The 14,548-nt window shown below is 50.4% G+C and carries 13 protein-coding genes, 2 tRNA genes and 1 rRNA gene; 5 read left to right on the top strand and 11 right to left on the bottom strand.

Annotated elements, in window-relative coordinates:
• Nucleotides 1–8 precede the first annotated feature (8 nt).
• A complete protein-coding gene (locus tag NOS26_RS07760) occupies nt 9–323 on the top strand; it encodes a helix-turn-helix transcriptional regulator (protein WP_074787285.1) in 315 nt (104 codons plus the stop codon).
• Here the strand turns inward: NOS26_RS07760 and NOS26_RS07755 are convergent.
• Nucleotides 320–1,114, bottom strand: a complete 795-nt coding sequence (locus NOS26_RS07755; protein WP_072982426.1) for an MBL fold metallo-hydrolase — start codon at nt 1,112–1,114, stop codon at nt 320–322. The genes NOS26_RS07760 and NOS26_RS07755 overlap by 4 nt on opposite strands.
• A 160-nt stretch (nt 1,115–1,274) precedes the next feature.
• Here NOS26_RS07755 and NOS26_RS07750 point away from each other — a divergent pair, with 160 nt between their 5' ends.
• Nucleotides 1,275–1,880, top strand: a complete 606-nt coding sequence (locus NOS26_RS07750) for a TetR/AcrR family transcriptional regulator (protein ID WP_054335819.1) — start codon at nt 1,275–1,277, stop codon at nt 1,878–1,880.
• Nucleotides 1,881–1,935: 55 nt separating this feature from the next.
• On the opposite strand, the gene NOS26_RS07745 is transcribed toward NOS26_RS07750, so the two are convergent.
• From NOS26_RS07745 to NOS26_RS07710, 8 genes are all read right to left on the bottom strand, one after another.
• Nucleotides 1,936–2,027: transfer RNA gene (locus tag NOS26_RS07745), tRNA-Ser, on the bottom strand.
• A gap of 70 nt (nt 2,028–2,097) precedes the next feature.
• Nucleotides 2,098–2,174, bottom strand: a tRNA-Pro gene (locus tag NOS26_RS07740).
• Between the two features lie 57 nt (nt 2,175–2,231).
• Nucleotides 2,232–2,930, bottom strand: a complete 699-nt coding sequence (locus NOS26_RS07735; RefSeq protein WP_014017152.1) for a TerC family protein — start codon at nt 2,928–2,930, stop codon at nt 2,232–2,234.
• 193 nt (nt 2,931–3,123) lie between these two features.
• Nucleotides 3,124–4,407: a nickel-dependent lactate racemase gene (larA, locus tag NOS26_RS07730; RefSeq protein WP_255917506.1), complete on the bottom strand. Its 1,284-nt coding sequence runs from the start codon at nt 4,405–4,407 to the stop codon at nt 3,124–3,126.
• 147 nt (nt 4,408–4,554) lie between these two features.
• Nucleotides 4,555–5,976: an FAD-binding oxidoreductase gene (locus NOS26_RS07725; protein ID WP_014017156.1), complete on the bottom strand. Its 1,422-nt coding sequence runs from the start codon at nt 5,974–5,976 to the stop codon at nt 4,555–4,557.
• A gap of 477 nt (nt 5,977–6,453) precedes the next feature.
• Nucleotides 6,454–8,001, bottom strand: coding sequence for an L-lactate permease (locus NOS26_RS07720; RefSeq protein ID WP_014017157.1), 1,548 nt, complete (start codon nt 7,999–8,001; stop codon nt 6,454–6,456).
• A 466-nt stretch (nt 8,002–8,467) separates the two neighbouring features.
• A complete protein-coding gene (gene proC, locus NOS26_RS07715; RefSeq protein WP_014017158.1) occupies nt 8,468–9,268 on the bottom strand; it encodes a pyrroline-5-carboxylate reductase in 801 nt (266 codons plus the stop codon).
• A 26-nt stretch (nt 9,269–9,294) separates the two neighbouring features.
• Nucleotides 9,295–10,548, bottom strand: a complete 1,254-nt coding sequence (locus NOS26_RS07710; protein WP_014017159.1) for a pyridoxal phosphate-dependent aminotransferase — start codon at nt 10,546–10,548, stop codon at nt 9,295–9,297.
• Nucleotides 10,549–10,807: 259 nt separating this feature from the next.
• Between NOS26_RS07710 and NOS26_RS07705 the strand changes: the two genes are divergently transcribed.
• Genes NOS26_RS07705 through NOS26_RS07695 form a run of 3 tightly spaced genes read left to right on the top strand, consistent with a single transcriptional unit; the run spans nt 10,808 to nt 13,188 of the window.
• Nucleotides 10,808–11,773: an ABC transporter substrate-binding protein gene (locus tag NOS26_RS07705; RefSeq protein ID WP_014017160.1), complete on the top strand. Its 966-nt coding sequence runs from the start codon at nt 10,808–10,810 to the stop codon at nt 11,771–11,773.
• Entirely contained in the window at nt 11,748–12,449 is a 702-nt protein-coding gene (locus NOS26_RS07700) for an ABC transporter ATP-binding protein (protein WP_255917505.1), read from the top strand. Before NOS26_RS07705 ends, NOS26_RS07700 begins: the two co-directional genes overlap by 26 nt.
• Nucleotides 12,430–13,188 (top strand): ABC transporter permease, encoded by a 759-nt coding sequence (locus NOS26_RS07695; RefSeq protein WP_179944798.1) that lies wholly within the window; start codon nt 12,430–12,432, stop codon nt 13,186–13,188. The genes NOS26_RS07700 and NOS26_RS07695 overlap by 20 nt, the downstream gene beginning before the upstream one ends.
• A gap of 562 nt (nt 13,189–13,750) precedes the next feature.
• Here the strand turns inward: NOS26_RS07695 and NOS26_RS07690 are convergent.
• Nucleotides 13,751–13,909, bottom strand: coding sequence for a hypothetical protein (locus tag NOS26_RS07690; protein WP_155266575.1), 159 nt, complete (start codon nt 13,907–13,909; stop codon nt 13,751–13,753).
• Between the two features lie 454 nt (nt 13,910–14,363).
• Nucleotides 14,364–14,480, bottom strand: a 5S ribosomal RNA gene (rrf, locus tag NOS26_RS07685).
• Nucleotides 14,481–14,548: the final 68 nt, after the last annotated feature.

The raw sequence follows: 14,548 nt of genomic DNA, 5'->3' as shown, positions 1-14,548 counted from the left end.
CGGAACAAGTGGCCTTAGTACAAAAAATCCACTACGATTTATTACAAAAATTGGACCAGCGCATCACAATTGACACACTGGCCCAACAATATCTCATAAATCAGACGACTTTAAAAAACGTATTTAAAGCAGTCTATGGTACTTCTCTGGCAGCCCATATCAAAGAGCACCGGCTGCTGCAAGCTGCGGAACTTCTCTGCCATAGTCAAGATTCAATGGCAGAAATCGCAGCCAAAGTCGGTTATGAAAGCCAGAGCCGATTTTCTGCAGCTTTCAAAAAACGTTTCGGTGAATTACCTACGCAATATCGGAAAACACATTAGAAAGAAACCCATTCTCCATCATCGGGCATAATATAATGGTCCACCCCACGGGCCATGAGCCGGCTGCGCAGAGTATATCTCGTCAAAGAGGCATGGGCTACATTATCCAGATGAGTAAGAAGAAGCTGAGACTGCGGAACAGTCTTTGCTACACAAGCTACATCTTCATCGCCCATGATGAGCCGGCCATTGTCTACAGTTTCAGCCGCACAAGCATTTAATGCGACGACATCAGGGCGATACGTTTTCAGCGTATTTTCCACTTCAGGATACCATACGGTATCACCAGCGATATAAAGGGTAGGTTCGTCTGCGCTCTGGAAGAGGACCCCCATAGCGTCACCGCAAGGAACGATGGTACCATGGCGTGCCGGCATATGTTGAAGGGTAAGGCCATCGAGAGTCAACGGAGACTTAGACAAAACCTGTACATCTTGAAATCCGGACTTTTCAAAAATGGCTGCGTCCTGTTCATTCTGCACAAAGACAGGGATGGACTTATCCAAAGGCTGGCCTACGGTCCCATCGGCAGCTATATCAATATGGTCTGGATGGATGTGCGTTACGATGTAATAATCGACACCATCCAGAATTTCCTGCGGCGTCCTAGGCAGTCCATAAATCGGCATGGCAATTTCCATTTTAACCGGGTCCGGAATCATGTATGGCTTCCCCGGAATATCTTCGAAACTACCAAGGCTTCCTTTTCCACAAAGCCAGGGGTCAATTAAAAAGGTCTTCCCTTGATATACAATTTTAAGTGTAGCATTGCGAATCTGCTGAATATCCATTATTTTCTCTCCTTTATTCTTTACAATAAATATTTTTATTGACACTATGTTCAATATCTATTATATTAAACGCAAGAAAACATTCAACAGTCACCTTCGAGGAAGTGTCTGATAATGGACACATCTCCCAAATTGTCTAGAAAGTAAGGAGGTATCCTTCATGACGCAAAAGTTAGATCGTCGCACCCGCTATACGCGTTCTGTTATCAAGCAATCTTTTTTGGAACTGCTCCAAAAGTATCCCTTTCCAAAAGTCACAGTCACGGCTATCTGCAAAAAGGCGGAAATTACACGGGCTACGTTCTACTTGCATTATATGGATATCTATGCCTTGTTAGACGCCATCCTTGAGGAAGCGCTGCATTCATCCGAAAATACAAATCCTGATAAATCCTTGGCCGATTTTCTTTACCAAGCCAGTCAATCAAATGAAAGTGCCTCTTTCATCAAGAATAACTATACTATGCTGCCCGTCTGTCAACGCATCGCAGATTCCCCTTGTTACCAAGCACTCTTTTCAGATAAGACCTTAGGGCCTTACATCTTAGAATATATTTTCACACATGAAAAAACTCAAATGATTTCATTTTTACAAAATCAACTTCAGATTGATGCAACATTAGCGGAAAATCTCTACTTATTCCTGGTCAGCGGGTTTTTTACCATCAACCAGCATCATAAATGGAAAAAAGACGAATCATGGTTCCAGATTCAGGCTATGCTGCTGCGTCTCATTTACCATGGCATCCAGGGGTTGAAAAAATAAAAAAGGACTATCTCATGATGGCAGATGCCTTCATGAGATAGTCCTTTTTACAGTATGGCGGAGAGCGTGGGATTTGAACCCACGATAGAGCGTTCGCCCTATACATGATTTCCAATCATGCTCCTTCAGCCACTCGGACAGCTCTCCATGGCTTACACATTGTTTGATTATGCAGTTGTTTGATGTCCTCGGGATCGACATCCAATGTGTAAAAATATGGTCGGGGCGACAGGATTTGAACCTGCGACCTCTTAGTCCCGAACCAAGCGCGCTACCAAACTGCGCTACGCCCCGTTACCTGACTTGTATATAATACCATATTGGAGAAAAAAGTCAAGCTTTTTTCTCGTGTCAGGCCACAACTTCTTTATTTTTATGGATATGTTTCCACAAAAAGCCGCCGGCAATAGTGATGACCAGCAGGATGACCTTCAGTTCCGTCGGATTTTCCGCGGCCAGGCTGACGTACTGAGCCAGGTAATGGTCCGTCGCCATCATGCCGCCCGAAGCCCAGCCGAGGATAGCCCCGCCGATATAGATGAGGATGGGAAAGCGGTTCATGACCTTGACGACGATCGTGCTGCCAAAGACGATGATCGGCACGGAAATGAACATGCCGAACATGAGCAGGCCCCAATGGTTGTTAGTGACGCCGACGATGCCCAGGACGTTGTCCAGGCTCATGAGGGCGTCGGCCATGATGATGGTCCGCACCGCTGCCCACAGGGAATCCTTGGCTTCGACATGGACATCTTCTTCCTGGTCATCGGCGCCGATGAGCTTGATGCCGATGAGGACCAGCAAGATGGCCCCGACAGTCTTCAAGAAAGGAATCTGGAACAACCAGGATACGATGAAGGCCATGATGAAACGCAGACAGATAGCCCCGGCCGTCCCGTACAAAATAGCCCGCTTCTGCAAATGCTTGGGCAAATTCTTGGCTGCCATACCGATGACAATGGAATTATCCCCACCCAAAGCCAAGTCGATGAGCACGACCTGCAAAATCATAGTAACATCAAAGACAAGCGTCGATTCTAACCCTTCCAAGGTAAGTCCTCCTTATGCGTTAAGACAAATTTACATCTCCCCTATTATAGGATAATTATGGAGGGATAGCAAGAAAAATAGGGCACCGCAAGCGGTACCCTATTTTTTCTGTTCGATGTATGACGTTTGATGTATGATGTTCTTTATTTAAATTTTTTTACATCAAACATCAAACATTTCACATCAAACCCAACTATTTCACGATGACCGATACGCCGTCGGGGATGACTGTGATTTTCGGGTCGGTAATGCCCTTTTTCGCCAGGACTTCTTTGGCCATGGCCAGAGCGTCGTCGACGGAAGCAGCGTATTTCATGTGCATGTCTTCGACCATCTGCTGCGGGGCTTCAGTGACCATGATGATGGTGAATTTCAAGAGCATCCGCATGAGGATCTGAGCTTCCCACTGATCGAAGACTGTTTCATTGCGGCCGCGGGCCAGGATTTCGTCCATGGCTTTCTGGATGGATTCGGCATTTTTCAGGTTGTTGTAGAAATCTTCACCGCCGTGACCGTCAGAGCAGGACGAGACGTCGATGATGACGCCGCCTTCTTTGCAGGTCGCTTCAGCAGCGGTCATGCCTTTGACGGACTGGTAAATGTTCTGGTCCAACGGGTAGCCGCCATTAGTCGTGATGACGATGTCTGCCGGTACCGGTTTGACGCCGGCCAGTTTCATTTCAAAATCAGCCCCTGCATAATGGGCTTTTTCACGGTCGCCGGCGAAGGCAGCGATGACTTTCTTGTCGGCGTCGATGACGACGTTGCAGATGAAGGCCAATTTAGCTGCTTTGGCAGCATAGAGCATGTCTTCATGGATGGGGTTGCCCTGCAGAATCCCCGTGCGGGCATGAGGGCTGTTGATAAATTCCGAGCAATGGTTGGCCAGGACTGTGACCTTGCTGGCAATGCCAGGCAGGACGGATTTACGGCCGCCAGACATGCCGGCGAAGAAATGCGGTTCAATGAAGCCTTCGGAAATGAGCAGGTCTGCATTGGCTGCGAGCTTGTTGATGCGGCAGTCCCCACCAGATGGCAACGTGCCGACGCTGACCATGTCTTCGTCGTTGCGGCTGACATGGATGACGAATTTTTCATGTTCGGCGATTTCCTTACCGTATTTAGCGATCAATTCTTCTTTCGTCGTCGCCCGGTGCATACCCGTTGCGATGAGGATGGTAATGTCGATATCCGGGTTCCCTTTGCGCAGTTCTGCCAGAAGCTGAGGCATGATGACATGGCTCGGTACCGGGCGGGTATGGTCACTGGAAATGATGACGCAATTCTTCTTCCCCTTGGCCAAATCACTCAGTTTCGGGCTGCCAATCGGATTGGCCAGGGCATCGGCGACGAGTTCCGCTTCTGATTTCGGCGCTTTATATTCATGAGCGTGGGAAACGAGGACGCCGGCAACCTGTTCTTCCGGCAGTTCGAGTTTAATTTTTTCTTTGCCAAAGGGTAAATTAAATGTATGCATGATGCACATCCTTTCTTGGTTCACTGCTATTTATATGATTTTTCGAGAATAGCTTGAGGTTATAGAAACATTCCGTTTTAGAATGGTAAAAAGAAGAAAGGGCAAAGCCTTGCGCCTTGCCCTTTTCCTTTAGTATGTAACTGTGAATTATTCTTCGACAGGAACTTCGTCGTTGATGCTGACAACTTTGCCCGGATTCATGATGTTCTTCGGATCCAGTGCTTTCTTGACAGCTTTCATCATCTTGAGTTCAACCGGATCGGTGTATTTTTCAAGAAGGGCTTCACGTTTGTAGCCAATGCCGTGTTCGCCGGAGAGGCGGCCGCCGAGCTGGTAAACGAGAGCGTAGATTTCGCCCTGGATCTTCGGAAGCATTTCTTCCCATTCTTCCTGAGTACGGTCATCTTTCAAGATATCGATATGGACGTTGCCGTCACCGCAGTGGCCAGCGCAGTGCATAGCGACGTTGTATTTTTCGGAGAGGCGGGAAATCTGCTGTACAGCACCCGGGATTTCCGTCATCGGTACAACGATATCTTCCATGGAGAAGACTAAGCTGCGAGCGCGGTCAGCTTCGAGGTAGGCTTTACGGGATTTCCAAATAACAGCCGGGTCAGCGACCAAGGAGTCGATAGCGTTGTTTTCTTCAGCGAGTTCAACGATTTTTTCGCACTGATCCATGAGGACGTCTTCGTTGTCGCCAGCAATCTGGATGATGATGTAGTTACCAACATCAGATTTCGGCAGTTTTTCATCGAGGAAGATTTCGACCTGTTTGATGGAAGCGTTATCCATAAATTCTACGCAGACCGGAGTGATACCGGCGTTCATGACTTTCGGTGTCAAAGCGATAGCGTCGTCGAGGTTGTCGAATACGACCAGGAGGTCCTGCTGGTATTTCGGAAGAGCAACCAATTTGAGGTAAACTTTAGTGATGATACCGAGGGTACCTTCAGAACCGATGAAGAGGTGCATCAGCATGTAGCCCGTAGCGTTCTTACGGAATTTACCGCCGAGGGTTACGACTTCGCCAGTCGGAGTAACGACTTCCATGCCCATGACCTGGTCACGAGTTACACCATATTTAACAGCGCGGTTACCACCAGCGTTGGTTGCAACGTTACCACTGATGAAGCAGGAGTCCCCACTGCAGGGGTCGCCGCCGTAGAAGAGGCCTTCCTTCTGGACTGCTTCCTGGAGGACAGACGTCGTAACGCCAGCTTCGGAAACACAAACCATGTTGTCTTTATCGATTTCGAGGATTTTGTTCATACGTTCAATGGAGATGATGACGCCGCCGAAAGTAGCAACAGCACCAGCTGCCAAGCCCGTACCAGCTGCACGAGGAACCATTACCGTATCGTTTTCATAGCAGAGCTTAACGACTTTGGAAACTTCTTCAGTAGTAGCCGGAAGAACAACGACCTGCGGTTCTTTCATGTAATGGGGGTCCGTTACTTCGTCATGGGAATACGGTTCGAGTTTATCTTTGTCCGTATAAACATACTTTTCGCCGACGATCTGTTTGAACTGTTCAATCAACTCCGGGGAAACTTTACCTTTTGCCATAATACATACCTCCAAATAGTTTAAATTATAAGCCTAACACTTATTTCTGCATCCAGTCATGAGGACCGGATTTAAGACCGAATATAACGGAAGTATAAACTAATATATTTCTTTTACCTTCCGTTTATCTCTTACAGGTATTATTATACTCTACTTCCTCATGCATGTAAATTACATTTGAACATTTTACGCATATCATTTTTCGATTGATTCATCGTATCCTATGACAACTTATCATAAGAACTGCTGATTTTTAAATAATTCAAAATAAAACGTAAAAATTTAAGTAACAGTTATTTCTGCTCCTTTTTGCTCATGCTTTTAGGTAATATCGTATTATTCCTGTAAGGAAATGTTTCGTATCAAGAACATTTCACATCCGATTATATCACATTGTTTATTACAGAAAAAGGTATGCTACATGGTGATGTAGCATACCTTTTTATTCTTCTCTGCTATATAGTGTTTTCTATACGCTTAGTTTACCAAGAAGGGAACGACGCTCGGAGCGATGATGGTAATGATACCTGCAATGATGAGCAGGAACAGGCAGTAACCAACAGTACCGCGCATGATTTCGCCTTCCTTGCCATCAGCAACGGCACCGACAGCGCCGACGCCAAGAGCGATACTCTGCGGCGAAAGCATCTTGCCGATACAACCACCGAGGGAGCTGGCACCAGCGAGCCACGGCTGGCTCATGCCCAGGCTGGATGCAACGGATGTCTGCAACGGCCCGAAGAGGACGTTGGCGTTCGTGCAAGACCCGGTAATGAAAGCACCTAAGCCGCCAACGAACGGAGCAACGATAGGATATGCATTGCCTGTTGCGAATACGAGAGCATCAGCGATTTCCTTGGTCATGCCGGAGTAGGTCATGATCTTAGCGACGACGACGACGGCGATGATGGTCAAGTACGTGAAGCGCAGGCCGACGAAGTTATCTTTGAAGACCTGAGCGATCTTACCAACGGAAGCACCCTGATAGAGGCCGCCGAGGATGGTAGCGATGAAAATCATGACGCCAGGAACAGCGACCCAGGTAAAGGTATAAGGTTTAGCCCCCGGGCCAGCATAGATAGGAACAGTCGTCTTAATCGAAGCCAGCGGACCGTTGATGAACGGGAACAGTTTCGACGTGCCGACGAGGAATACGAAGATGAGGATGAAGATCATAGCTGCTTTGACGCCTTCACCGAAGGAAACAGCTTTCTGGTTTTCCGCATCGATATCGAACTTGTATTCCGGGTTGCTCGTGGATTTGCAAGCGCGGGAATAAAGGACGATGACAGCCATGATGATGATGGACGAAACCATAACCGGCAGTTCAGCACCGATAGTCATGGAAATGAACAGTTCCGGAATAGCCAGGGCCAGGCCGGAGAGCAGAGTTACGATACCGACGCCTTTGATGGCTTTGATACCGCCGCCGATGCAGATGACGATCAGGAACGGAGCGATGAGGTCAGGAATAAAGGATACGATCGAAACTTTCGTAGCCAGGACGCTGGAATCCAAACCGGTGACAGCAGCCATGGTCGTCGTCGGGATACCGATGGACCCGAAGGACGGTGCTACGGCGTTGGAAATCAAGCAGGCAACGATGGTCTTGATCGGCGGATAGCCGAGGGCAACCAGCATAGCAGCCGGGATAGCAACAGCAGTACCAAAACCTGCCATGCCTTCCATGAACGTCCCGAAGCCCCAAGCGATGAGCAGGAATACGACACGTTTATCTTCACTAACCGTGGTCAGCATCTGTTTGATGACTTCCAGGCTGCCTGTGGCTACAGTCAATTTGTAAGCGAACAGGGCCATGATGATGACCAGCAAGATCGGCCAGCATGCCAGGGCTACGCCTTCGAGGGCTGCCGAAATGGCAATGGGAACTGACATATTATAACAGAATACAGCGACAACAAATGCGATAATAGCCGCGATTGGACACGCTTTCCAACCGGCCATCTTCAAGAACCCCAATGCTACAATCAGGAATAGGATTGGGAGCAAGGCCAATATAACCATTACATACCACCCTTTCATAGAAAAAATACGTTTCACGCCTCTAACAGGCACAGGGCTTATTCATGAACGAACCACGAATAACGCCATTTCTCTTTTAGATTGCATCCGGATACATGCTCTATGCTGTTATTATATACCCCAATGTCATATTTGTAAATTACATTTAGACATGAGCGTATACCTATTTTCGATATAATGCACACCAATGTTTACTATTTTGCATATTACTACACTAAAATGTGGAGTTTATAAGCCAAAAATAATCATTTATCAATTTATGAATGACTTTATGTAATTCTATATATCATGTACAAAGCGCATAGCCCTTTTAAGTGGCTAGTGGCTAGCAGTTAGTGGTTAGCAGCGGGATTTTAATTTAAAGCCATCCGCTAACGGCTAACAGCTAGCCGCTGACTGCTAAAAAAGGCGCTGTCTTCATGGGACAGCGCCTTTTTTTAAGTGTAAACTATAAACTTTTATTCTTTTCTGCCGATGCGATGACAGCGTTCATGGTAGCAGCACGGAAACCGCTTTCTTCCAAGGTCTTTACCGCTTCGATAGTCGTACCGCCTGGCGAGCAGACGTCATCTTTCAGGGCTCCCGGATGGCGTCCCGTTTCCAGGACCATCTTGGCCGCCCCCAAGACGGTCTGGGCCGCAAAGGTATAGGCCATCTGGCGGGGCATCCCTTCGCGGACGGCGCCGTCCGCCAGGGCTTCGATGAACATGTAGACGTAAGCCGGGCCGCTTCCGCTGAGGCCGCAGACGGCATCGATGAGTTTTTCATCGGTCACGACAGCTTTGCCGAAACTGGAAAAGATAGCCACGACATCGGCCGTTTCCGCTTCACTGACGTTGATGTTCGGCGAAACCGAAGCCATGCCTTCACCGACCATGGCCGGCGTATTGGGCATGACCCGGACGATTTTCGTTTCCGGACCGGTATAGAAGGCCAGTTTTTCCAAAGAAACACCGGCAGCGATGGAAATGAGGACGCTCTTCGTCGACAGGGTTTCCCGGACAGTTTCCAGGGCCGATTCCATGATGTTCGGTTTGACAGCCATGATCAGGCCTTGGGACCGGCGCGCCAGTTCCTCCGGTGTATCGACGACGACGGCCCCCGTTTCTTGAGCCAGGGCTTCGGCTTTTTCCCGGTGAATATTATAAAGATAGATATGATCTGCAGCGATGGCCTTGGCAGCGACCAGGCCCTTGACGATGGCCCGGCCCATATTGCCCGTCCCGCAGACACCGATTGTCTGGAACATAGGAAGACTCCCTTTCCGATACGGACTTACTGTTTAGCGCCGACGGCATCCAGCGTCGATTTGATCTTGGCAGCCAGGCCGTGGATCTTCTTCTTGGAAACCGAGCAGACAGCCAGGCGGATGCCTTTACCCAAGGGAACGAGGAAGATATTTTCTTTTTCCAGTTCGTCGCAGACTTTCTGGGACCCTTCCATGGGGATGGTGATGAAGAAGCCCGAAATGTACCGCAAATATTTCAGCCCACATTCGTCGGCTTCTTTCATGAACAAATCAGCCCGTTCCTGGATGAGGTGGAAATATTTAGCCCGTTCGGCATCGAGTTCAGCCACTTTGGCCGGGTCCTTGCAGATGTTGGCCATGACCTTCATGGCAGCGCTGTTGGAGTTCGACCAGGTAGCACGGCTGGTATACTGGTTGATGGCGACAAATTCATCGGCAATATCCTTGTTCGGCGTGACGCAAATCATGGCGCCCATACGCTGGCCGTACATGGTGAAGCCTTTACTGCAGGTGTAGGCGACGACGATGAGGACGTTGTCCGGCATGTTGCCGAATTTTTTGAAGAATTTGCGACATTCGTGTTTTTCACCGCTGTAATCGAGGTAAGCGACGTCGGAAACGAAGATGATGTTCTTGTCTTTGCCTTTGACGACATCTTTCAAGAAGGCCAGGACTTCGTCCCATTCCGAATCAGAGAGGCCGTAACCGGTCGGGTTGTTGGCCGGCGAATTCATGATGATAACGGTGTTGTACTGTTTGGCAACCATATCGCTGACGTTGGCTTTGAAGCTTTCCATATTGAAATGGCCATCCGGCGTGAGCAGTTCAAATTCGCGGAGTTTGCGGCCATTGTCGTTGCACATGGAACCGTAAGCTCCCCAATGCCAGTCACTGGTCAGGACTTCATCGCCCCATTCGGAATAGTTGTGGATGACGTGATGAAGAACACCGGAGCCACCAGACGTAGCACAGGCACGGATATAGCCTTCCGGACGGGATTCACCGAAGCACTGGTCGATAGCCGCTTCCAGATAATCAGGATAGCCCTGGATCGGCGCATAAGCGACGATTTCTTTCGGCGTCAAGGCTTTATAGGCTTTCTGGACGACGTCGAGCATGATGAGATTCCCATCTTCATCGAGCATGGAACCGACAGTCCCATTAATAACTTTATCTGCCCCCAATTTTTCGCTCAAAGCCACGGCACGGTTGTTAGCACCAAAAATCTTATCTTCAGCACTCTTCCCTTTTGCCTGCGGTGCGGCAACACTTTTTACCATATGAATCAACTCCCCTTTCTTATGTACATATACATTTATACCACATTCAAAATCGAAAGACAATAAACAGTCTGCATATATCTGTCATGTATTCAAAATACAAAAGGAATAACCGCCCTTGGACAATCAAAGTTAAGCCCATTTGCCATCTCAGCATAAAACGGTTGAAATTATATCATGGCTCCCCTATAATAGGGAGTATATAACATATTTCGTGTTACTTTTATACATTTTGATTTTATGAAAAGAGGTCTTTCCCATGAATCGTGTATTACGTTTCGTATTAGCCGCCTTGCTGGCCTGCTCGGCCCTCGTGTTATCAGCCTGCCAGAACAGTCCGTCTGGCTCGAACGACAAGAAGACGTACAAAATCGGCGTCCTGCGCATCGACGACAGCCTGCCCCTCTATACGGCAGAATCAGAAAAACTCTTTGCCAAACACGGCGTCGACGTCCAGGTCATCGAATTTAGCTCGGCTGCAGACCAGCAAAAAGCCATGGAAGCCGGCGAACTCGATGGCATGATGACCGATATGATCGTCACGGGCCTGCTGAAAAAAGCCGGTACCGACGTCCGCGTCGTCGCCATGGCCCTCGGTGCCGTTCCCCAAGAAGGCCGGTTCCTCGTCGTATCGTCGCCGAACAGCAGCCTTACGACGCCGCAGCAGCTGGCCGGAGCCGCCGTGGCTATCTCGGAAAATACCATGATGGACTATTTGATGAACCAGTATGAACAAGAACTGGGGATTCCTGCAGCCGAAGTCCATACCGTCCAGATGCCGAACCTGGCCCTGCGCACAGAAGCCGTCCTGGCCGGCAAAGACATCCAGGCGGCCATCCTGCCGGATCCGCTGGCAGCCTATGCCGTCCAGCAGGGAGCCCATGTCGTCATCGACGATACGAAACTCCAGAAAAATTATTCCCAGTCCGTCGTCGTCCTGACCCAGGACATGATCGAAAAACACCACGACGATGCCGTCCACTTCCTCGATGCCTATAACGAAGCCATTGAAAAACTGGACAACCAGCCCGATGCCTACCGCGACATGGCCATGAAGAAAGCCAATATCCCGGCAGCTGTCGCCGGTTCGTACCGCACGCCGTCTTACACGGCCCATGCCCTGCCGACCGAAGAAGAAGTCAGCCGTATCATGAACTGGATGGTCCAGAAAGGCCTGTTGCCCAAGGCCTACAGCTACGATGAAATGGTCGCCCATGTCCAGTAACGGCAAGGGAAGGGAAGCGCTGCTGCAATTGGACGACGTGGGCCTCGTCTATCAGGGCAGCCACGGCCCCCAGCGCGTCTTGCAGCATATCAGCCTCAGCCTGGACGAAGGCCAGCACCTGACCGTCGTCGGGCCATCGGGCTGCGGGAAATCTTCCCTCTTGCGGCTCATCGCCGGCCTGCAGGCGCCGACAGAGGGACAGATACGATTCGATGGGCAAAAAATGATCGGCCCTCGGCCGGATCTGGCCATCGTCTTCCAGGATTACGGGCTCTTCCCTTGGAAGACGGTCGAAGAAAACATCCTCTTGCCAGGGCAGATTCACCATCACCCCTTAGATGAGGGGCAACTGGATAAGCTCTTGGAATCGCTGGACTTAACAGTTGTCCGTAAGCATTATCCAGGCGAACTTTCAGGCGGTCAGAAACAGCGGACCGCTCTGGGACGGGCTATGGCCATGCAGCCCAAACTACTGCTCATGGACGAACCTTTCTCGGCCCTGGATCCGGCTATGCGCCATCAATGCTATGACCTGTTCCGGAAATACATAGGAACCAGCTCCATGGCGACGATCATCGTCACCCACAGTCCGGAAGAAGCAGCCGCCCTGGGCGATAAGACCGTCGTCTTTGCTAAGACAGGAGGTGTCATCGAAGATGTCCGGAAAAACGAGTAATCCCATCGATGTGCCCCATCTCCTGCTGGCCTTCTTCCTCATCGGTGCCATATGGCAGGCTGCCAGTATGGCTTTGAACAAACCGTTATTGCCGGCACCGTACCGCGTCTGCCAGACCTGGTACACCCTGATGACGACAGGCGTTCTCTGGCCGCACATCGCCTCCAGCCTGTACCGCATGATCTGCGGCCTGGCCCTGGCCCTGGTGACAGCCGTCCCCGTCGGCATGGCTGCCGGTCGCAGCCGCCGCTGGGACGCCTTGTTGTCGCCGTTCCTCTATATCTTCTACTCCATTCCCAAAGTCGTCTTCCTTCCGGTCATCATCGTCGTCCTGGGACTCGGTGATTTCCCGAAGATCTTCATCATCGCCATTACCGTCTTTTTCCAAATCGCCATCATGGTCCGCGATGCCGCCAAGGCCATCCCGGAAGAACAGGTCATGACCATGCGTTCCCTGTGCGGGACAAAATGGCAGGATTTCCGCCACCTCATCTGGCCGGCCTGCCTACCGGGTATCCTGACAGCGCTGAGAACATCCCTGGGCATCGCCCTGGCCCTGCTGTTCATTACCGAAACGTTCGCCGCCTTTTCCGGCCTGGGGTATTTCATCATGAACCGCATGGAAGTCCGCAACTATGAAGAAATGTACGCCGCCATTTTGACCCTGGCCGCCATCGGCATCATCGCCTACATGGCCCTCGATATAGCCGAACGGAAACTCTGCCCGTGGAAGAAGTAGCAGCTAGGGGTTAGCAATCAGCCGCGACATCGTAGATGTCACTGTAGGGGACGCCCAAAGGGCGTCCCGCTGTGAATCGTGGGTATGACCCTTCTGGGATATAGGGCTTTTATGCATCATCCGTCATATATGTCGTGTACATCACATTTCAGGCGGGCCGCCCTTCGGGACGGCCCCTACGCACAGGGCCGATGGCCGTGTTTTTTTTATGGGTCCCATTCATTTTCATCGCCTGTATGCGATATCGTAGGGGACGTCCTGATTAAGGCGTCCCGCTGTGAATCGTGGGTATGACCCTTCTGGTATATGGGGCGTTTTTTCACACATCACCCGTCATGAATAGCGTGTACACCATCGTTTCAGGTGGGCCGCCTTACCAGGTCGGCCCCTACGCAGGCCCCAGTCGGGGCGTTTTTTTACAAGCTGAGGGTTGCTCGAAGCGATGTTGTCAGTTTGAGTCTGTCGCGGCGGAACGCCGCATCTGAATCCGCGAAAAAGCCGTGGCTCGTGGCTCGTGGTTCGTGGCTCGTAAAAGCTCACCATCATTCCGAATGGGCTGTGGTCAAATATCACAGCGGGCCGCCCAGCCACGGCTGTCCGTTTTGGCAACCATCCTGCGCCTTCCGCTGGTCGGCACCTGACGGGCCAAAAAGGCTTTCGGGCCGGCCCCTACGCACCAGGCCGATGGCCGTGTTTTTTTGCGGACCCCATTCATTTCCATCGCCTGTATGCAATATCGTAGGGGACGTCCTGATTAAGGCGTCCCGCTGTGAATCGTGGGTATGACCCTTCTGGTATATGGGGCTTTTTTTCACACATCACCCGTCATGAATAGCGTGTACACCATCGTTTCAGGTGGGCCGCCTTACCAGGTCGGCCCCTACGCAGGCCCCGGTCGGGGCGTTTTTTTACAAGCTGAGGGTTGCTCGAAGCGATGTTGTCAACTTGAGGCTGTCGCGGCGGAACGCCGCATCTGAGTCCGCGAAAAAGCCGTGGCTCGTGGTTCGTGGCTCGTAAAAGCTCACCATCATTCCGAATGGGCTGTGGTCAAATATCACAGCGGGCCGCCCTTTGGGACGGCCCCTACGAACCACAAACTCATTCCCCACGAGCCACGAGCCACGAATCACGAACCACAAAAAAGCACTAGCATAAGCTAGTGCTTTTTTTATAAGAATCAGCGGCTTCCTATCCTCCCAGGGGGCCTCCCCCCAAGTACTTTCGGCGTTTGCGGGCTTAACTGCTGTGTTCGGCATGGGAACAGGTGGATCCCCGCAGCTATCGCCACTGAATTATGTTGTTCAGGATGTTCGTATCCTGACAACTGCATAAAAATGTTTTTCTTAACGGGTCGCCCACG

Origin of the sequence: Megasphaera sp. SC8-1, assembly GCF_024436295.1 — a bacterium.
Classification (GTDB): Bacteria; Bacillota; Negativicutes; order Veillonellales; family Megasphaeraceae; genus Megasphaera; species Megasphaera elsdenii.
This window is presented reverse-complemented; position numbering and strand designations above follow the sequence as displayed.